Origin of the sequence: Bradyrhizobium jicamae, assembly GCF_001440395.1 — a bacterium.
Classification (GTDB): Bacteria; Pseudomonadota; Alphaproteobacteria; order Rhizobiales; family Xanthobacteraceae; genus Bradyrhizobium; species Bradyrhizobium jicamae.
Genome location: NZ_LLXZ01000185.1, coordinates 15,454 through 34,422, shown reverse-complemented (window position 1 = coordinate 34,422; position 18,969 = coordinate 15,454). Strand labels below are relative to the sequence as shown.

16 protein-coding genes are annotated in these 18,969 nt (G+C 63.9%); 13 read left to right on the top strand and 3 right to left on the bottom strand.

The window, feature by feature from the left end; all coding sequences use genetic code 11:
• Positions 1–23: 23 nt before the first annotated feature.
• Positions 24–845 (bottom strand): IclR family transcriptional regulator, encoded by an 822-nt coding sequence (locus tag CQ12_RS31340; protein ID WP_057839139.1) that lies wholly within the window; start codon positions 843–845, stop codon positions 24–26.
• 134 nt (positions 846–979) lie between these two features.
• On the opposite strand from CQ12_RS31340, the gene CQ12_RS31335 reads away from it, so the two are divergent.
• The 7 genes from CQ12_RS31335 to CQ12_RS31305 all read left to right on the top strand — a co-directional run bounded on the left by CQ12_RS31335 (position 980) and on the right by CQ12_RS31305 (position 8,071).
• Positions 980–1,903, top strand: coding sequence for a dihydrodipicolinate synthase family protein (locus tag CQ12_RS31335; RefSeq protein ID WP_057839138.1), 924 nt, complete (start codon positions 980–982; stop codon positions 1,901–1,903).
• 26 nt (positions 1,904–1,929) lie between these two features.
• Positions 1,930–3,378: an FAD-binding oxidoreductase gene (locus tag CQ12_RS31330; protein WP_057839137.1), complete on the top strand. Its 1,449-nt coding sequence runs from the start codon at positions 1,930–1,932 to the stop codon at positions 3,376–3,378.
• Between the two features lie 2 nt (positions 3,379–3,380).
• Positions 3,381–4,493 carry a four-carbon acid sugar kinase family protein gene (locus CQ12_RS31325; RefSeq protein ID WP_057839161.1) on the top strand — a complete coding sequence of 371 codons (1,113 nt, stop codon included), beginning with the start codon at positions 3,381–3,383 and terminating at the stop codon, positions 4,491–4,493.
• A complete protein-coding gene (gene pdxA, locus CQ12_RS31320) occupies positions 4,490–5,530 on the top strand; it encodes a 4-hydroxythreonine-4-phosphate dehydrogenase PdxA (protein WP_057839136.1) in 1,041 nt (346 codons plus the stop codon). The genes CQ12_RS31325 and pdxA overlap by 4 nt, the downstream gene beginning before the upstream one ends.
• 11 nt (positions 5,531–5,541) lie before the next feature.
• The gene (locus tag CQ12_RS31315; RefSeq protein ID WP_057839135.1) at positions 5,542–6,672 is read left to right on the top strand and encodes an iron-containing alcohol dehydrogenase; all 1,131 of its coding nucleotides are present in this window, start codon (positions 5,542–5,544) and stop codon (positions 6,670–6,672) included.
• 54 nt (positions 6,673–6,726) lie between these two features.
• Positions 6,727–7,695, top strand: coding sequence for a Bug family tripartite tricarboxylate transporter substrate binding protein (locus tag CQ12_RS31310; protein WP_057839134.1), 969 nt, complete (start codon positions 6,727–6,729; stop codon positions 7,693–7,695).
• Between the two features lie 139 nt (positions 7,696–7,834).
• The gene (locus CQ12_RS31305) at positions 7,835–8,071 is read left to right on the top strand and encodes a hypothetical protein (protein WP_057839133.1); all 237 of its coding nucleotides are present in this window, start codon (positions 7,835–7,837) and stop codon (positions 8,069–8,071) included.
• 6 nt (positions 8,072–8,077) lie between these two features.
• Here CQ12_RS31305 and CQ12_RS31300 read toward each other — a convergent pair whose 3' ends face one another.
• On the bottom strand, positions 8,078–10,231 hold the full coding sequence (locus CQ12_RS31300) for a carboxypeptidase-like regulatory domain-containing protein (RefSeq protein WP_063799848.1): 2,154 nt from the start codon (positions 10,229–10,231) through the stop codon (positions 8,078–8,080).
• A 204-nt stretch (positions 10,232–10,435) separates the two neighbouring features.
• Here CQ12_RS31300 and CQ12_RS31295 point away from each other — a divergent pair, with 204 nt between their 5' ends.
• Positions 10,436–10,738, top strand: coding sequence for an antibiotic biosynthesis monooxygenase family protein (locus CQ12_RS31295; RefSeq protein WP_057839131.1), 303 nt, complete (start codon positions 10,436–10,438; stop codon positions 10,736–10,738).
• Positions 10,739–10,744: 6 nt separating this feature from the next.
• Here CQ12_RS31295 and CQ12_RS31290 read toward each other — a convergent pair whose 3' ends face one another.
• Complete coding sequence (locus tag CQ12_RS31290) at positions 10,745–11,872, bottom strand: AI-2E family transporter (protein ID WP_057839160.1); 1,128 nt, start codon at positions 11,870–11,872, stop codon at positions 10,745–10,747.
• 116 nt (positions 11,873–11,988) lie between these two features.
• Between CQ12_RS31290 and CQ12_RS31285 the strand changes: the two genes are divergently transcribed.
• The 5 genes from CQ12_RS31285 (at position 11,989) to CQ12_RS31265 (ending at position 18,941) form a co-directional block, all read left to right on the top strand.
• Positions 11,989–12,714: a hypothetical protein gene (locus tag CQ12_RS31285; protein ID WP_245310251.1), complete on the top strand. Its 726-nt coding sequence runs from the start codon at positions 11,989–11,991 to the stop codon at positions 12,712–12,714.
• A 123-nt stretch (positions 12,715–12,837) separates the two neighbouring features.
• On the top strand, positions 12,838–13,608 hold the full coding sequence (locus CQ12_RS31280; protein ID WP_057839130.1) for a gamma-glutamyl-gamma-aminobutyrate hydrolase family protein: 771 nt from the start codon (positions 12,838–12,840) through the stop codon (positions 13,606–13,608).
• 111 nt (positions 13,609–13,719) lie between these two features.
• Complete coding sequence (locus tag CQ12_RS31275) at positions 13,720–15,609, top strand: hybrid sensor histidine kinase/response regulator (RefSeq protein ID WP_057839129.1); 1,890 nt, start codon at positions 13,720–13,722, stop codon at positions 15,607–15,609.
• A gap of 1,317 nt (positions 15,610–16,926) precedes the next feature.
• Positions 16,927–17,856, top strand: a complete 930-nt coding sequence (locus CQ12_RS31270; RefSeq protein WP_057839128.1) for a TAXI family TRAP transporter solute-binding subunit — start codon at positions 16,927–16,929, stop codon at positions 17,854–17,856.
• Between the two features lie 689 nt (positions 17,857–18,545).
• Positions 18,546–18,941, top strand: coding sequence for a RidA family protein (locus tag CQ12_RS31265; RefSeq protein ID WP_057839127.1), 396 nt, complete (start codon positions 18,546–18,548; stop codon positions 18,939–18,941).
• The last annotated feature ends 28 nt before the right edge of the window (positions 18,942–18,969 follow it).

Below are 18,969 nucleotides of genomic sequence, written 5' to 3'. Positions count from 1 at the left end.
GCGTTGCGGGCAGCGCCGCGCCGCTAGTTCGACAGGCCGGCCTTGATTGCGAGATCCTGCACGACGGCCGCGACACGCGTCAGTGGGGGCAGGGCCTGGTCGCGGAACGCCGTCATCTCCATGCGCGTCGCATCGACCGTCACGCTCAAGCCGGCCGTCACCGAACCTTGCGCATCGAAGATCGGCGCTGCCAGCGTGCGCAGGCCGTAGGCGTTTTCGCCGTCGGAGATCGCGTGGCCCTGCCGCCTCACCAGATCGAGCCGGTCGAGCAGGGCATCGAGATCCGTTAGCGTCCGCTCCGACAATTTGATGCGCGGTCGCAATTCCAGCCGGCGTATCTGCTCGTCTCGCGGCAGGTGCGCCAGCAGGATATGGCCGAGGGCGGCGCTGTAAGCCGGAATGCGCGCGCCGGGCCGGCGGTCCATCTTGTGCCGGTCGAGGCCGGTGCCGACGCGGGCGAGGTAGATCACGTCGCTTCCGTCGAGCGCGCCGAGCGAGGCTGCGTCGCTCACCGCTGGCACGAGGTCGCGCAGCAACGGCTCGGCCAAAGCGCGCAGCGTTCCGCCTGACAGCACCGTGTAGCCGAGATCGAGGCAGGCGACGCCGAGCCGGAACCGGCGGCTCTGCGGGACGGGTTGCAGATAACCGAGCTCGATCAGCGTCTGGATCAGCCGGAACGCTGTTCCGCGATCAAGCTCGGCGCGCGCGGCAATCTCGCTGAGCGTCAATTCGAAGGCGTCGCTGGAAAAACTCTGCAGCACGGCGAACGCCTTGCCGACGGATGCGACATAGTTCTTCGGATTTTTCGGCGCGGTCGCCGGTGCGCGCTTCGAGGTCTTTGCCATCTCGTCAATGCCCACTTGCAAGAACGCTGGCCGGCGGCCCTTGACGGCAACGCCGGTCCGGCTCTAGGAGAGTGCAGCAAATATAACAAATGTTCGCATTCCGAACAATAGCATTCGGGCGATCGGAGGAACCTTTGTCGACATCATCCCTGCATCCTCATGGCGTGTTCTGCGCCGCGCTGACGCCGCTCGACGCCGAGCTCAGCCCCGACCACGCACGCTTCGTCGCGCATTGCCGCTATCTCCTGAGCGAGGGCTGCGACGGCATCGCGATGCTCGGCACCACCGGCGAGGCCAACTCCTTTTCGGTCAGTGAACGCACGGCGCTGCTCGAGGCCGTCGTACGCGACGGCATCGCGCCGAACCGGCTACTGCCCGGAACAGGCGTCGCGGCGCTCAGCGACACCATTGCGCTGACGCGTCATGCGCTCTCGGTCGGCGTCGATACCGTGGTGATGCTCCCGCCATTCTACTACAAGGGCGTCACCGACGATGGCGTCTACGCCTCCTACAGCGAAGTCGTGCAGCGGCTTGGCGATGCGCGGCTCAAGATCGTGCTCTACCATATTCCGCAGATGTCGATGCAGCCGATCTCGCATGCCTTGATCGAGCGGTTGCGGGCGGCCTATCCGACGACCTTCGTCGGTATCAAGGATTCCTCCGGCGACTTCGCCAACATGACCGCGATGGTCGAGCGCTTCCCGGGCTTCTCGGTGCTGACCGGCGCGGATCCGCTGCTCCTGCCGCTATTGCGCAAGGGCGGAGCGGGTTGCATCACCGCGACCTCCAACCTCGTCGCGCGCGACCTTGCCCATGTCTACCGGCATTTCGGCAAGGGCGACGATGACGCCGACCTCGCCGCGGCACAGGCGCGCATCGTGAAGGCGCGCGAGCTTGTCTCACGATTCTCGCAGATGGCCTCGCTGAAGGCGCTGGTCGCCGAGCGCACCGGCCATCCCGGATGGCAGCGCCTGCGGCCACCGCTCGAGTCGCTGCCGGCTTCCTATCTGAAAGAGCTGCTTGCGAACGCCGGCGCGAATGCCGCGGCGGTCGCCTAGCGCGACGCCGGCGACGAGGCGATCCGATGCCCGAATCCTTCCAGGATGTGCTTGCTGAATTGAAGGCGATCGTCGGCGACAATTACGTCATCGATTCCACCGGTGATCAGGAGGCCTATGTGGTGGACTGGCGCGGACGCTATCGCGGCCATGCTGTTGCGGTCGTCAAGCCCGGCTCGACCGCCGAGGTGGCCGCGGTCGTCCGCTATTGTGTCGACAAGCGGCTCTCTATCGTCCCCCAGGGTGGCAACACCGGCATGTGCGGCGCCGCCACACCTGACGACGGCGCGTTCAATGTCGTAATCCGGCTCGACCGCCTGCGGCGCGTGCGTGATGTCAGCCCGCTCGCCAACACCATTACAGTTGAGGCCGGCTGCATCCTCGCCGAGGTGCAGGCCGCGGCCACGGCGGTGGACCGTTATTTTCCGTTGAGCCTCGGCGCCGAGGGCTCCTGCCAGATCGGCGGCAATATCTCCACCAATGCCGGCGGCACGGCGGTGCTGCGCTACGGACCGATGCGCGATCTGGTGCTCGGGCTGGAAGTGGTGCTGCCGGACGGACGCATCTTCAACGGCCTGCGCGCGCTGCGCAAGGACAACACGGGTTATGCGCTCAAGCAGCTCTTCATCGGTGCGGAGGGGACGCTCGGCATTGTCACGGCCGCGGTGCTGAAACTGTTTGCGCCGCCGCGCAGCTCGGCTCTGGCGCTGCTCAAGCTGCAGAACGTCGAGCAGGCCCTGCAGATCATGCAGCGCCTGCGCGGTGCGGTCGGCGACCGGCTCGGCAGCCTTGAAATCATGTCGCGGAGCCAGATCGAGGCGATCGCCGAGACCGTGCCGCATGTCACCATTCCCTTCGAACTCACCACGCCGTGGTACCTGATCGTCGAACTGACCGACACGCTGGCCGGGATCGACCTCAACGATCCCTTGGCCACCGTGCTGTCGGACGCGATGGATGCGGGCCTTGCCGAAGATGCCGTGCTCGCATCGAGCCTCGCGCAGGCGAAGGCGATCTGGGCGGTGCGGCACAGCGTGTCCGAAGGCAACAAGCGCAGCGGCTATGTAGTGTCGCACGACAGCGTGGTTCCGCTGGAGCGGCAGGCCGCGTTCGTCACCAATGTCGAGGCCAGGATTATGGCGGCCGTCCCGCATGCGCGCGTGGTGATGCACGGCCATATCGGCGACGGCAATATTCACGTGGTCGCCCTGATCGACCGCGATCGGTGCAGCGACCCCGCGACGACGGCTGACCTGGTGGCGGAGATCAACGAGATCGTCGACAACGAGACGGCGGCGCAGGGTGGCGCCATCAGCGCCGAGCACGGCATCGGGATCACCAATCGCGGCCGGCTCGCGCGCGTGGCCGATCCGCTCGATATCGACCTGATGCGCGGCGTCAAGCAACTGCTCGACCCGAACGGCCTGATGAATCCGGACAAGATCTTCGCGAACAAGCGCGCAGGAGCGGCATGACGATGACGAGCGTCCGCCTCCTCGCCGACGACCTCACCGGTGCGCTCGACACCGCGGCCGAGTTCGTCGGGCTGTGCGGACCGTTCGACGTGACCTGGCCGGTGGCGCTCTCGACAGACAAGTCGCGAAGTCTTGCGATCGATAGCGGAACGCGCGAGCTTGCCAAGGCAGAGAGCGTCGAGATCGTCGAACGGCTGGCGCCGCTGCTTGGTGAAGGCACGATTGCCTACAAGAAGGTCGATAGCCTGTTGCGCGGCGCGTGGGCCGCCGAACTCGGCGCCTGCCTGCGCAGCGGTCATTGGGCAGCGTGCGTTGTTGCGCCGGCCTTCGAGTACCAGGGTCGCCGCACCTGCGACGGTCAGCAATTCGCACGCACGCCGGAGGGAGACTGGTATCCGGTCGGCGCCAACCTTCTGGCCCAACTCCACGCGGAACGCATCGACGCCCGGCAAGGCCGACTCGATACGCTGTCACATGGCGGCGTTCAGATTTTCGACGCGGAGAGCGACAGCGACCTCGATCACGTAGTCGAGATGGGACGGCGGCTGGCCGCGCCCGTCCTGTGGTGCGGGAGCGGCGGATTGGCCGGTGCCCTGGCGCGTGGCAGCCGTGCCGAGGTATCTCGACGTTTGAAGAAGCCAGTGCTCGGTTTTTTTGGCTCCGATCAGGTCGTTACCGCATCCCAGCTTGAGGCGTGCGGCGAGGCTTTCGTCGCGCTTGCCGAAGGCGAGGCCGGAGGTGCGGCGCGGGTGCAGCGCAAGCTTGCCGACGACGGCGTGGCGTTGGTCAAGTTTTCGCTTGCCGAAGGCCTGTCGCGCGCCGAGGCCGCCCGGCGGATCGCGCGCGAAATGACCGCGCTGATGGCAGCGCTTGATGCGCCCGGCACGCTGATCGTTGCGGGTGGCGAGACGTTGAAGGCGGTCTGTGTCGCGCTTGGTGCACAGGCGTTGCAGGTCAACGGACGGCTCGTGCCGGGGCTGCCGCGCTCGATTCTGCAGGGCGGCCGCTGGGCCGGCGTTGACGTGATCTCCAAATCCGGAGCGTTTGGTACAAGGGAGCTATGGCGCGATCTGCTCCATGACAATCAATTGCTCAGCACAGGGAAACTGACATGACCTCTCGCCATCTTGCGATCACCATGGGCGACCCGGCCGGGATTGGTCCCGAGATCATCGTCAAGGCCTGCATCGGATTGCAGGAGCGGATCGCAAAGGGCGATCTGCGCCTGCTGATCATCGGCAGCAGCGTCGCTCTGGAGGGCGCCAAGGCTGCGCTCGGCGCCAGCGTTGCGATTCCGCAAGTGAACGCTGACGACCGCGACTGGCCCAACCTCTGCTTTCTGCAAGCCGACGCCGAAGGCACGCCGATCCACCCGGGCGTGCTGAGCGCCGATGGCGGACGCTTCGCGTACAAGGCAGTGGAGCAGGGCGTGCGGCTGACGCAGGCTGGCCGGACCGCAGCGATCGTCACGGCGCCCTTGAACAAGGAAGCGCTCAACAAGGCGGGCTTCCACTATCCGGGACACACCGAGATGCTGGCGCATCTCACCGGCGTGCGCGGCTCGGTGATGCTGCTGGCCCATGGCAACATGCGCGTCAGCCATGTCTCGACCCATGTGGCGCTGGAGGACGTGCCGAAGCGATTGACCCCGGAGCGGCTGCGCCAGGTGATCGACCTCACCAACGACGCATTGTTGCGGCTTGGCATCGCGCGCCCGAAGATCGCCATTGCGGCGCTCAATCCGCATGCCGGCGAAGGCGGATTGTTCGGCCGGCAGGATATCGACGTCTCGGCGCCGACCATCGCCAAGGCGGTTGCCGATGGCCTCGATGTCGTCGGCCCGGTGCCCGGCGATACCATCTTCGTCAAGCTTCGCGCCGGCCAGTTCGACGCCGCGGTCGCGATGTATCACGACCAGGGACACATCCCGGTAAAGCTGCTCGGCTTCCAGGTCGATCCCGCGACCGGCCGCTGGCAGGAGCTTTCCGGCGTCAACATCACGCTGGGCTTGCCGATCATCCGGACCTCCGTCGACCACGGCACCGCCTTCGACATCGCAGGTAAAGGCATCGCCAACGAGCACAGCCTGATCGAGGCCATCGACTACGCCGAGCGCCTGGCCGGCGGCATTTCTCCATCTTCCAAGCAATAGCCGGACGTCCAATGACCAATTCCTTCACGCCGATCGAAATCCTTCGTCCCACCACCGTCGAGTTCGGATGTGGGACCATCGCCGCGGCAGCGCGCTTCGCGGAGCGGATCGGCGCGCGACGGCCATTGGTAATCTCGGATCCCTTCAACGCGCGCCGCGTCGACCAGCTGGCACTGCCGGGTGCCGTCAAGGTGTTCGGCGACGTGAAGCCCGAGCCGGATTTGCCCAACCTCGAAAAGGCGGTGGCGATGGCGCGCGAGGCCGCGCCCGACCTCATCGTCGGTTTCGGCGGCGGCAGCGCGATGGATCTCGCCAAGCTGGTCGCCGTGCTCTGCACGGGTGAAGCGGCCTTTGCCGACATCGTGGGCGCCGAGAAGGTTGGCGGCCGTAGCGTCGCGCTGATGCAGATTCCGACCACCTCGGGGACCGGCAGCGAAGCCGGCACCCGCGCGCTCGTCACCGATCCGGCGAGCCGCAACAAGCTCGCGGTGCAGAGCCGCTTCATGCTGGCCGATATCGCCATCGTCGATCCCGACCTGACGATGACCGTGCCGCGGGATGTCACGGCGGCAACCGGTGTCGACGCGCTGGCACATTGCGTCGAGGCCTACACCAGCCGCAAGGCGCATCCCGCGATCGACCTCTACGCGATCGACGGGGCGCGGCTGGTCGGACGCTACCTGCGGCGCGCCGTTGCCGACGGCAGCGATCGCGAGGCCCGTGCGGGCCTGGCGCTGGCGTCGCTCTATGGCGGCTATTGCCTCGGCCCCGTGAATACGACGGCCGGTCATGCCGTGGCCTATCCGCTCGGCACGCGGCACCATGTGGCGCATGGCCTCGCCTGCGCGGTGATCTTTCCGCATACGCTGGCGTTCAACATGCCGGAGACGTCGGTAAAGACGGTCGCGGTGCTGCATGCGCTCGGCCTGCCGGAACGCAACGTTCCCGCGGCCGCGTTCGACGCCACCTATCAATTCTGTGCCGATCTCGGCATCGAGATGCGCCTGTCCGCGCTCGGCGTGCCCAGGGACGATCTCGGCGCCATGGCTGATGAGGCGCATGCCATTCGCCGCCTGCTCGACAACAATCCGCGCGATCTCTCCCGCGACGAAATTTTGAAGATGTACGAGACGGCATTTTAGCCAACTCGCTACGGGTAGGGCGGCAGTAACCAATAACAAGCAGAGGAAACTTCGATGAGATCAATGTGGCTTATTCTTGCGTCGGCGATGCTGCTGACGGCTCCCGCGAAGGGGGAGGACGCGTATCCCTCCAGGCAGGTGAGCGTGATCGTTCCCTTCGCCGCCGGCGGCACCGCCGATATCTTCGCGCGCATGGTCGCCAATCATCTTCAGGCCAAGCTCGGCAAGCCGTTCGTGGTCGAAAATGTCGGCGGCGCCGGCAGCATCGTCGGTGTCACGCGGCTGGCGCGCTCGGCGCCTGATGGCTTGACCCTGGGCCTCGCCAGCACGTCTGCGCTGGCGATCAACCCGTCGCTGTACGGTCCGAAGCTCAGCTATCAGCCCGACAAGGATCTGCAGCCGATCGTCCAGATCAGCATGGTTCCCAACGTGCTCGTCGTCAATCCCGACAAGATCAAGGCGCGGACGCTGCCGGATCTGATCGCGTACCTGAAGGCCAACCCGGACAAGGTCTCGTTCGGTTCGGCTGGCGTCGGCACCTCGCAGCATCTCGCGGCGGAGTTGTTCCAGCAGATGACCGGTACCAAGATGGTGCATGTGCCCTACAAGGGCTCGAGCACGATGCTGACGGATCTGATCAGCGGCCAGATCGACCTTGCCTTCGACAACGTGCCGCTGCTTCTGCCCCAAGCCAAGGATGGCAAGCTTGCGCTGATCGCGGCTGCGACGCCCAAGCGCGCCTCGTTCGATCCGAACCTTCCCACCGTCGCCGAGCATCTGCCCGGCTTCGAGGCGGTCGCCTGGCACGGCTTCTTCGTTCCCGCCGCCACGCCGAAGCCGATCGTCGAAAAGCTGTCGGCGGAGATCCGGGCGTTCATGCAGCAGCCGGAGACGGTGCAGAAGATGGCCGAACTCGGCGCCGATGCCATGGCGCTCGATTCCCAGGCGTTCGCGGCCTACATCGCGTCCGAGACGGCGCGGTGGAAGAAGGTCATCGAGGCCGCCAACATCAAGCTGGAGTAGGGCGCTATCGGCGCTTTCGCAAACATCGCGTACGAACAAGGCGATACGTCCGGAGACTAATTCAAAACTTTTGAATTGATCTCCGGATGGAGACGGTGTGGTAACCTCCCGTTTACCATTCCGTCCATATCATTTGCTTATGGATTCACACCGCCAACCAAACCCACAGGCTGCCCTGATGTCGCTCGAAGCGGCCGCAGCCTCCGCCCGCGGCGGTTTCGGTTGCATGTTCTCGACCTCGGAAGAATACGAGATGGCGCTCATCACCGAGCGCCGTGCGCAGGGGCGTTATGATCAGCGCAGAATGCGCTGGCCTGCCATTCTGTTCATCGGCTGCGCGCTGATGGTGGCCGGCGCGGCCCTTCTGTTCAGCTAGAATCCTTTACTTTGCCAACGGATCGGGCCGCACCTGAATGTGCACCGCCCGCGGCTTTGAGCCTTTGCCTCCCTCCATCAGCCACGGCGTCCGATCGCCGCTCGAACTCCAGAGACCGCGGCCTTTCCATCCCGCGTTCGGATCGTCGATGCGACCGTCGAGGCCCTTGGCGAAGAAGCCGAGCGGATAGGGGATGCGCAGCATCACCATCTGCCCGTCCTTGAAGGCGACGAAGCCGTCGTTGAGGTTGGCAGTGGAGATTGGGATGTTCTCGCCGAGGCCGACCGTATTGTGGTGATCGACCCAGGTGTAATAGCTCGCCTCGGCGCTGGAGGTTTCAAAGCCTTCGAAGCCGGGTCCCGGATACTTGAAATATGAGAAGCCTTCCGGGCAGTGGTTGCCGGTCGCCTCCGGCCCGTTCAGCGGCGCCTTGCATTTGCTGCGATCGAAGCGGATCAGGCTGCCGTTCGAGCCCGAGCCCCACAGCACGCCGTTCTTGTCGATGTCGCCGCCGCGAACGCCGATGCCTTCCTTCGGGATGGCGTAGAATTCGGACAGCTTGGTCTTCGGATCGAAGCGCATGAAGCCGGGCTGGCCGACGAAGACGTTGACGGTGTACCAGACCGAGCCGTCGGTCGGATGCGGCATCACGGCGTAGGGGCCCGAGCCCGCGACCCGCATGTCCTTGCCGGCCTCCGCCGGCTTGCCTGGTTCGGTGTATTCGTCGACCTTGCCGTTGCCGTTGGTGTCGAGCACGAACGGCGCCCAGCCCTGTGCTTTGACGGCGTCGCCGGTCTCGTCCCATTGCTTGGTGTTGACCCAGCCAGCGACCGGGCCGGTGCCCGAGACCCACAGCGTATCGTCGGCATCGTAACCGAATTGCGGGTGATGGGTGCCGAAGCAGGTATCGACGAAGCTGTACTTCTGGGTCTTGGGATCGAACACCGTCACCTGCCGTCCCGAACGTTCGAGCGGGAAGGCCTTCGCCGACGGGTGGTCGGAGCCCTTCTTGCAGTACGCCGGATTTTCAATGCCGCGCACGGCCGCCGCCAGCCAAACGCGGCCCTTCCTGTCGAACATGCTGTTGTGATTGTTGGTCCGCTGGCTCCAGATCTTTTCGTCACCCCAATAGGCCGAGGGACTGACCGGATTGAGCAGGGCCGTGCCATGGAGCGGCGGGCCGAACGATTCCGGCGCATTGGGATCGGCGACCGGCATTTTTGAGAACGTCACCTTGTGCGTTTTGGGATCGAGGATCGGCATGTCGTCGGACGAATATTCGTTCGCCCCGAACAGCGGGCCGTAAGCGTTGACGGTCGGATAGCGCCGGTCCGAGGAGATCAGGTCGTGGACGAAGTGTTTTTCGGTCGCCCATTCCCAGGACGTGACGACGACGTTGCGCTCGATGCCGGCCGGCCGCGGCGGCTTGGATTTCGGCAACTCTCCCTTCGCGACCCGGTCGGTCCAGTCGCCGAAATATTTGAATGGCACGCCGCCCATTTGCCCGGCGAGCCGGTTCACCATCCATTCACCGGTCTGCCCTGCGGAGACGCGACGCATCCAGGCTTCTTCGCCGGATTTGAATTCACCGAATGCGCCGGGGATCGTGCGCGTGGATTCCTGGCCGAGCTGATGGCAGCCGATGCAGTCGACATTGTTCATGCGCTGGCGCCAGAGGTCCTGTGTGATCTCCTTCGGGATCTCGGTCGTCCCGCCGAAATCCTTCGCCGGCGGGATCTTCATCATCGTGTACCAGTAGATCGCCGAGTAGTAGTGCGCCGCAGCCGCCTCGTTCGGCGCCGGGACGGCCGTGAGATTGACCTGCTGGCCGGGCTTGGCCCGCAGCTTCGGCGAATCCACGAGGCCATAGCCGCGGACCCAGATCGTGTAGTTCACGTTCGGTGGCAGGTCAGGGATCACGTAGCGCCCCTGATCGTCGGTGACGACGATCTTGGCGAACTTCGTCGGCAACTCATTGGTCTCAGCAATGACCCAGACGCCGGCCTCCGGCCCGTTGGGACCGCGCACCACGCCGCCGATATCGTCATTGTCGATCGCGACCGCCACCGGCTGCTGCGCGTGGGATGGTGGCGGCATCAAGCTGAGCGCACCTGCCGATACTGCCAAGGTGAATGCGAATAAGGCCCGATCGAGATTCATCGTTTCTCTCCCCGTGACCGCGAGCTTGCCGCTCGTCATGTGGCGCAAGCGTACATCAAACGAGGGTTGAGGCGGGAGCATGTCACGCGCGCGATTTCCTCATGCTGCGCGGCCGGTGTGCGCCGCAGCAGCGCTTGCGTGTCCGCCTTTTTCTTTTCGGGCAGCTGGGTTAGACACGGCCATTCTCATGAGAAGGCGTAACCGATGATCACTGAAATCGCACAAATCGACGTCAAGCCGGGCACCGAGAAGGATTTTGAAGCGGCCGTCGCCAAGGCGCGCCCGCTGTTCCTGCGCGCCAAGGGCGGCAAGGGGTTCGAGCTGCATAAATCGATCGAGAAGCCGCAGCGCTACCGGCTGGTGGCGAAGTGGGAGACGCTGGAAAACCACACCGTCGACTTCCGCGGCTCGGAGGATTTCACCGCCTGGCGCGCGCTGGTCGGGCCGTATTTTGCTTCGCCCCCCGAGGTCGAGCATACCGAGACGGTGCTGACCACGGCGGACTGAGGCCTTTCAGGCCGCCACCACCTGCGCCGGCGCGGCTTCTGCCTTGAAGTGGTCGATCATCACCTTGGCGATCGCCATCAGCGGCAGTGCGAGCGCCAGCCCCCAGATGCCGAAGACGACGCCGAGCAGGATCTGGAACGCAAACAGCGTGGCGGGTGGAATATCCAGCGCCTGGCGCTGGATGATCGGCGTCAGCACGTAGCTTTCGAGCGCATGCACGCCGAGGAACAGGATGAAGGCGGAGAGGGCGGCGACCCATCCCGACGCAAGACTCGCCAGCACCACGATCAGCCCGCCGAGGATCGCGCCGACCGTCGGGATGAAGGCGAGAAGGCCTGCCTGGATGCCCAGGATGAACGAACTCTGGATGCCGATGACCGATAGCCCGATCCAGGTCACGAGAAACACCGCGACCATGGTGATGATCTGCGCGATCAGCCAGCGCTCCAGCGTCTCGCCGATCCGGTCGACGATTGCCACCGCGCGCGTGCGATGCTTGGCGGGTGCCATGAACAACAGTCCGTCGCGGTAGACGCTCGGCTGGGTCGCGAATGCGATCCCCAGAAACAGCACGATGAAGAAGTTTCCGACGGCGCTGGCCGTGCCCAGAACCAGTTTCAGGCTCTGGCTGAAGATCGCGCCGCCGCTGGCTGCAATCGTGCCGGCGCTCGGAAGCGCGTGCGGCGTCGGCGGTGCGGCGGGGGCCGGCGAGCCGTCGTCCGACGTCGATGACAGCGTGCCGAAATCGAAGAAGCTGGTGTCGATACCGTTCTGGTCGAGAAAGCCCTTGACGCTGACGAGCTGCGATTTGAGCGTCTTGCTCAGCGCCGTCGTCTGCTGGGCGATCGTGGTGCCGCCGAGAAAGAGGATGCCGGACAGCATGCCCGCGACCACCAGGCAGACCGTCGTCAGCCGCAGCGCATGCGGCAGCCGCACCACGCGCCCGAGCAAATTGCTCATGGCATTGAGGGCAACGCCGAGCAGCATGCCGGAAAAGATCAAAAACAGCGTCGCGGCAAAGTGCCAGGTGAACGCAAGCATCGCGGCGAACAGCACCACGCCGATGCCCCCGACCGAGATCGCCCACGCCATGTCGCTGCGGGCCTGAAGGCGATTGTCAGCCGGACCTGTCACGTTGATTCCTTCTCGCGAGACATTGACCGGCCAGTCTTTCGACAAAACGCCGCCGGGATCAAGCGCCAGCGCACGCGCCGGTTTGACGCTGCCGCGTCAGGTATGCCAAGCGGTGCATGAACCGATATGACCCCGGCGAGGACCGCATGAGTTTCAAATGGTTCGGTCCGCTTGCGCTGCTGGCGGCGCTGGTGATCGGCGACCAGATCAGGATCAACCGGCCCGCCCACAAATATCGCCTCACGGTCGAGGTCGAGACCCCGGAGGGGCGCAAATCGGCATCCGGCGTCGTGGCCGTCCATCCCGACCGCAGCTATAGCCGCCGCGGCCAGACCCGCACCCTCGGCGACGCCGTTTTCGTCGATCTCGGGCAGGGCAGGAACCTCGTCGCGCTGCTCGCCCATGTCGACAACAAGCTCGTGCTCGATGACATCAACTATGTGGCCTTGCGTGCCTATGGCGCGGCCGCCGGCAAGCGTGTGCCGTTCAGCGAGATGAGCCGGCAGACCGGAATCGTGCCGGTGAAGGGCGAATTGATTCCCGTGCTCGTCAGCTTTGCCGACCCGGCCACACCCGGCACTGCGCGGACGGTGGCGCCCGACGATGCCGAAGCGGTGCTCGGCAAGGGCTATCGCCTGCAGGGGATATCGACTGAGGTGGTGCCGAACGGGTACTGGCCGCTCGATTTCGGCGGCGCGCTGGGCGAGCCGGTCACGCGCGGAATCCAGGCCAAATTGCCCTGGCTGGGTAATACCGGCAATCCGGCCGCTACGGCGCTCCAGGCGGCCGGTTTGCCCGGGGTCGACGGGATCGACGCCCGGGAGGCCTTCACGCGAAAATAGCAAGCCAGCTCCGCTGCCGCCCTGCGGATATTGATCCGCAGCCGCGCCACAGGCATTATCTTCTCCAATCATGACCCAACCCAGAAGATCCCTGCACAGGACGATGACAGCGGAAAACTTGCGATGAGACGACCCGTCGTCGGTGTGATCGGGAACGCCTATCGCGTCGAAAATCGTTTCCAGACCCAGATGGTCGGAGAACGCAATTTGCGCGCGGTCACCGACGTCGCCGGCGCATTGCCGCTGATGTTTGCGGGCTCGCCGGAGATCACCGACATCGGCGCGCTGCTCGACGTCGTCGACGGGGTGATCCTGACCGGCGCCCGCGCCAATGTTCATCCGACCCGCTTCAAGACCGAGCCGCATGAGAAGCACGAGCCCTACGACATCCATCGCGACGACGTCGCGTTGGCGCTGACAGAGGCCTGCGTCGCCCGGGGTGTGCCGATCTTCGGCATCTGCCGCGGCCTGCAGGAGATGAACGTCGCCTTCGGCGGCTCGCTGCATCCGGAAATCCGCGAGATCCCGGGTCGCATGAACCACCGCATGCCCCGGCTGGAGAACGGCGAGATACATCCCGACCCGACAGTAGTGTTCGCCGACCGTCATGACGTCCACCTCACGCCGGGTGGTACCTTTGCAAGTCTGCTCGGCTGCGAAACCATCCGGGTCAATTCGTTGCATGGCCAGGGCATCCTCGAACCCGGCGAGCGCGTCGTCATCGAGGGCATTGCCGAGGACGGCACCATCGAAGCTATCAGGATCGCGGACGCCGCGAGCTTTGCGCTCGGCGTCCAGTGGCACGCCGAATACGACCCGCAACGCAACCCGATTAACCGCGCCTTGTTTGAAGCATTCGGGACGGCGCTCAAGGCGCATAACCGGGCGAATTGATCGGGGGACGCTGTCGCCGGTCCGATCCGTAATTTTACGGGGCGGAAAAGATGAGATCGGGTCCCGGAAGTCGGTTAAATTTCTCATCATCCCCAGATTGGTAGAGCTGCCATGACGCAACCTGGACGTCTCGCGCTGGCGATGGTTTTGCTGGTCGTCGTGACGTCCTGCGTCGTGAACGCCGTGACCTATTATTTGGCGACACGTGCTCCGCCGGTCGGGGCGCTGGCGACAATCGTCGGCGCCGCGCTGGCGGGCGCTGCGGCCGCCGGTGTGCTTGCGGTTGCGGGCGGATTTGCGGGACTTCGGCTCAAACGGCCCGACGCTGCTGAGATCGCGGATATTCGCAATGGTCCGGAGCAGGAACGTTCGCACCGGACAACGATCGACAGCGAAATGGGGCAAGCCATCATCGAAGGCGCGCTCGATGCCTTTGTCCAGACCGATGAACGCTGCGTCGTCCTCAACTGGTCTCCACACGCCGAGGCCTTGATGGGGTGGACCCGCGCCGAGGCCGTCGGCAGGAGCGTGGAAGAACTTCTGTTTCCGGAACCGCTGCGCGTATTGTACCGGCAATGGCTCGATCGGTTCCTGAGCGAGGCCGAAGGCAGCGGGGTCGGCGGACGATATGAAACGCCGCTGCTGCAAAAGGACGGCCGCGAATTCTTCGCCGAGGTCTCTTTTACCGCGCTGCGCCGCGGCGAGGGCCACATCGTCAACGCCTTCGTCAGGGACATCACCGCCAAGCGCGCCGCGGAGGAGCAACTGTTCCAGGCGCAGAAGATGGAATCGGTCGGGCAAATGACCGGCGGCATCGCCCACGACTTCAACAACATGCTGACCGTGATCACAGGCACGATCGAAATCCTGGCCGATGGCGTCAAGCACGATGCCGCGCTCGCTTCGATCGTTCGGATGATCGATGATGCCGCCGGTCGCGCCTCCCAGCTCACCGCCAACCTGCTCGCCTTTGCCCGCAAACAGCCGCTGCGGCCGCGCGAGACCGACGTCAACGGCCTGATCGAGGAGGTGGTGCAACTGCTGTCTCCAACGCTCGGACGTCAGATCGAGATCGAGACGGCGCTCAGCGATCGGGCCTGGCCGGCGCTGGTCGACCGTGGCCAGCTCTCCTCTGCGCTGGTCAATCTTGCGATCAACGCCCGCGACGCCATGCCCGAGGGCGGCAGGCTTCTGTTCAGGACCGCGAATTTTGCGCGCGAGGATAGTGATGCCGAATTGGCCGGGCTCGGCCCCGGCGATTACGTCACCATCGAGGTCATCGACAGCGGCGCCGGTATTCCGGCCGCGATCCGCGACAAGGTTTTCGAGCCGTTCTTTTCGACCAAGCAGTTCGGCACCGGCACCGGCCTCGGTTTGAGCATGGTGTTTGGGTTCGCAAAACAGTCCGGCGGCGGCGTCGTGGTCGACGGCGAGGAGGGGAAGGGCGCCTGTTTCCGCATCTATCTGCCGAAGGCCAACGCGGAGGCTTTGGAGATGCCGCAAGCCGGTGCCGCGCCGCCGGATGGAGAGCTGCGCGGCGGAACGGAAACCATCCTCTGCGTGGAGGATGACGATGTCGTCCGCGCGCATGTCATCGGCCGGCTCGAAAGCCTCGGCTACAAGGTCATTGCCGCCGCCAACGCGGCGCAGGCGCTCGAACTGATCAACGCCGGCACGCCGTTCGATCTCCTGTTCACCGACATCGTCATGCCTGGTGCCATGAACGGCCGGCAGCTCGCGCAAAAGGTCGCCGAACTGCGCACGCCGCTCCGGGTGCTCTATACCTCCGGCAACACCTTCGGTGCGTTCGACCTGGACAAACGGCCCGGCGAGGGCGTGCTGTTGCTCGCAAAACCCTATCGCAAGGCCGAACTGGCGCGCATGGTCCGCCTCTGCCTCGATCGCGCGATCGACCATCAGGGCGATCCGATCCCGCTGCCATATTCGGTGCAGGAGGACGTAGAGCGGTTCTTGAAGGAGAATCCGCCGAAGCGGGAGTAGATTATTTCGACAGAGGTGCGCCTTGCTGTCATTGCGGTGATGTGCCGAAGCACTACAACGACTGTCATCCGCGCGAAGGCGGGGATCCAGTACGCTGCGGCTTCTCGGTTCAATCACTGACGTCTCTGGAATACTGGGTCGCCCGCTCCCGGCTACGCCAAGGCTTCGCCGAGGCTTTCCCCTCTTGGCCCGCCGTAGCTTTAGCGGAGGCGGCAAGCCGGGCGATGACGACTGAGTGTGCGTTTGCGATCTCGCGACATAGGCTGTCCGAGTTGTGCTCAAGGATCTTCCGCCCTCGCATTCAGAGGGCGCAGGGAAGACCGGGTGCTTGCTGCACCCGAGGTCTCGCGTGCCGTTGCGCATAGCAAAAGGTGCACACGAGCATACAGGTACAGCGGGAGCATCCCGGCCTTCCCTGCGCAATGGCTTTACGGCTTACTTCGTGCTCTTCCCGGAGAACGGCTCTTTTGCCTCCGTCATCGGCGGGACACTTCCCGCCAACTTAACGCCAGCACCGCGGCGCCCGAACCACACGACTTCACCGTACGCTTCCGGCGCGTACGTCCAGCGCGCCATCTGCGTCCATCGCATCTCACCGCACGTTCGTGACGATCGCGAGCCGCCCCTCAATCGGGTGAGACAGGCAGAGTCATGCCGCTGATTTGCCCTGCATGTTAAGCGGAATATTTTTGCTTCCCGGGATTGACGCGACTTCGGAAAATCAGAAGTGATTTGGCGTCGTGTTGATTTGTCGCAGCGTGCGCCGCGAGATTGCGCTTTGAGCGGGAGGCAAATCAGTTCGCAGGCCGTAGGGTAGGCAAAGCGACAGCGTGCCCACCATCGGAATCGCACACGGCGATCGATGGTGGGCACGGCGCTGACGCGCCTTTGCCCGCCCTACGGATGCGCGACGATGCCGAGACTGACGGCAGTGGGACGGAACATTGGACAGCCGGAGGTAGAGACAGCCGGAGGTAGACTTTTCCTGCGGTTGCGCCCTAGACTCGCCGCAATTATCTCACCTGATCCGCCACAACTATCTCTCCTGAAATCGCCGCACTCCCGTCGCGTAGCCGTCAGTTCATAGGTTCCCGTATCCGGCCGACGTCATCCGTCACGTTATGAAACGCGTGATCGAGCTGATGAATGAAGAAAAACGAATAGCAAAGGCGGGAATATCCCCGCGCCGCCTGGGGTTCATCAAGCCAGGCTCGCCGGCCAAGCGAGCAAAGTTCCACATCGGAAACCTGAACGTGCGCGTGACGCGCCACCATAATACGCGATTTGTGACATGGTTATAACGCAAGGTTGTAAGTGATGAAGCTTCCCGTTTTGGCCATTGTGCTTGCTATGTCCCTCTCGTCTGGCACGCAGATGGGAATTGTCACAGGCGGGGCAACCGGCACCTACATCAAGATTGGCGAGGACATCAAGAAGATCGCCGAACCGAGCCGCGTCTCCTTGCAGGTTCTTGAATCGGCCGGCTCCATTCAGAACGTATTCGACGTTCGCAGGAAGCGCGGTGTCCAACTCGGTATCGTGCAGTCGGATGTGCTCGACTATATCCGCGACATTTCTGACGACAATGAACTGAAAGCTATCGCCGCCAAGCTTGCTGCCGTTTATCCGCTTTACAAGGAGGAGGTCCATGTCCTCGGTGATCTCTCCCTGAAAACGCTGAACGACCTGCACGGCAAACGTGTTGCGATAGGTCCGCAACGAAGTGGCACGTACCTGACCGCAAAGACGATTTTCTTCCAGACGGGAGTCACGCCTTCGAAAGAGGTATTTCTCGGAGGCAAGGAAGCGCTGGAGGCGCTGCGCAAGGGCGAAATTGATGCAATGTTCTATGTAGCCGGCGCGCCGGCAACGCTGTTTTCAGAGAACACGACGGTCGACGATAAATTCCAGCTTCTCGCCGTCGACGACAAAGCCCTCGACAGCTATCTGACGACAGTCATCCCGGCGGGTACGTACAAATGGCAGGAATCCGAGGTGAGAACGGTGGCGGTCAAAGCCGTTCTGATCACGTTCAGCTACGCCGGCGAGCAGTGCCAGAACGTGGCCAAAGTGGCCCAGATTATCCGCGAGAACAAGGGTTGGCTGGATGTGAACGGCCATCCGAAATGGCGCGAAGTCAATCTCGATGAGCGGCTACCGAAGTGGCCGCAGTATGAATGTGTAGCGGCAACGCAGGAGCAGTCGCAGCCCAAGCCAAAGGGCCCGAATATCAAGATCGTGCGCTAGTTGGACGGGCCCTCGCGCACATCGTCTGCCTCCTTGGTGATCGGGCATCCCAGCGCCCGAGCCTTAAGACGTGCGTTCGCTTCCTGATCATCTTCTCCTCAATCATTCGCTCATCGTTTGACGCGGCGGTGTGCGGCGCCTCGCATTTGCGATCGCGGCAATAACCAGCACATCGCGGACGCGCCGGCGCGCATTTGTCCGAAGGTAATTTTCCGAGGGTGCGTCATTGCGGCCTACGATGCGAATTGTCGCACGGGTCAATCCTCCCGATGAGTTAAGGTTGGGAGGGTGGCTGACCTGACAGGGATCGGCGCTATGGGACACTTTGAAGCGTTCGCCATCGTCGTTGCTTTCGTTCTGGTGGCATCGCTCGCGGTGGCGTTTGTACAGGCACGGCGACGATAGCACCACTTGCCTCATAATCTCCGGGGCCAGCTGGACGTTTGACCAGATCGAACGTCGGAGCATGGGCGCCGGCCCCCTCACCACATTCGTTTGCATCCATGCCTGGGAACGGCGGACAGATTCCAGACCGTTTTGCTGAACCACCCCATGCCGCTCTCATCATTTTCATTCGGGATGCGGGGTGGTTAGAGCGAAGCCGATCGCGGTATTAGAATTTGAGAGGATGGGTATCGCTTTCGCTCCACCCATCTACAGACTGAAGAAGCCATGAAGGGGTAGGCCAAATGAAATCTCGCGTCGAGACGCTCACGCCGCCGAACACGCCGACACCGATCGGCCCCTACAGCCACATCGCCAAGGTTGGCGAACACATATCGATTGGCGGAACGGCCGGCGTCGACCCGACGACCGGGCAACTGGCGCGGGACGTCGCGGCCCAGACACGGCAGATCCTGAAATCGTTCATCGTGATGCTCGATGCGGCGGGATCCGACCTCAGCCATGTCACGCACATCAACATCTTCCTGCTGCGCATGTCGGATTTCGAGACGATGAACGCGGCCTATGTCGAGATCATGGGCGACCGCCGGCCGGCGCGCACGGTGATTGGAGTCCAGGAGCTTCCCAAGGCCGGTGCGTTGCTGACGATGAATCTCACGGCGGTGACGAGGGAGGGATGATCCGGAAGCAAAACGCGAGATGTGAGAT

Excerpts from the sequence above, each read along its gene's own strand:
- CQ12_RS31340 (WP_057839139.1), bottom strand. The coding sequence starts at position 845 with ATGGCAAAGACCTCGAAGCGCGCACCGGCGACCGCGCCGAAAAATCCG.
- CQ12_RS31330 (WP_057839137.1), top strand. The coding sequence starts at position 1,930 with ATGCCCGAATCCTTCCAGGATGTGCTTGCTGAATTGAAGGCGATCGTC.
- CQ12_RS31325 (WP_057839161.1), top strand. The coding sequence starts at position 3,381 with ATGACGAGCGTCCGCCTCCTCGCCGACGACCTCACCGGTGCGCTCGAC.
- pdxA (WP_057839136.1), top strand. The coding sequence starts at position 4,490 with ATGACCTCTCGCCATCTTGCGATCACCATGGGCGACCCGGCCGGGATT.
- CQ12_RS31315 (WP_057839135.1), top strand. The coding sequence starts at position 5,542 with ATGACCAATTCCTTCACGCCGATCGAAATCCTTCGTCCCACCACCGTC.
- CQ12_RS31310 (WP_057839134.1), top strand. The coding sequence starts at position 6,727 with ATGAGATCAATGTGGCTTATTCTTGCGTCGGCGATGCTGCTGACGGCT.
- CQ12_RS31305 (WP_057839133.1), top strand. The coding sequence starts at position 7,835 with ATGGATTCACACCGCCAACCAAACCCACAGGCTGCCCTGATGTCGCTC.
- CQ12_RS31300 (WP_063799848.1), bottom strand. The coding sequence starts at position 10,231 with ATGAATCTCGATCGGGCCTTATTCGCATTCACCTTGGCAGTATCGGCA.
- CQ12_RS31295 (WP_057839131.1), top strand. The coding sequence starts at position 10,436 with ATGATCACTGAAATCGCACAAATCGACGTCAAGCCGGGCACCGAGAAG.
- CQ12_RS31285 (WP_245310251.1), top strand. The coding sequence starts at position 11,989 with ATGAACCGATATGACCCCGGCGAGGACCGCATGAGTTTCAAATGGTTC.
- CQ12_RS31280 (WP_057839130.1), top strand. The coding sequence starts at position 12,838 with ATGAGACGACCCGTCGTCGGTGTGATCGGGAACGCCTATCGCGTCGAA.
- CQ12_RS31275 (WP_057839129.1), top strand. The coding sequence starts at position 13,720 with ATGACGCAACCTGGACGTCTCGCGCTGGCGATGGTTTTGCTGGTCGTC.
- CQ12_RS31270 (WP_057839128.1), top strand. The coding sequence starts at position 16,927 with ATGAAGCTTCCCGTTTTGGCCATTGTGCTTGCTATGTCCCTCTCGTCT.
- CQ12_RS31265 (WP_057839127.1), top strand. The coding sequence starts at position 18,546 with ATGAAATCTCGCGTCGAGACGCTCACGCCGCCGAACACGCCGACACCG.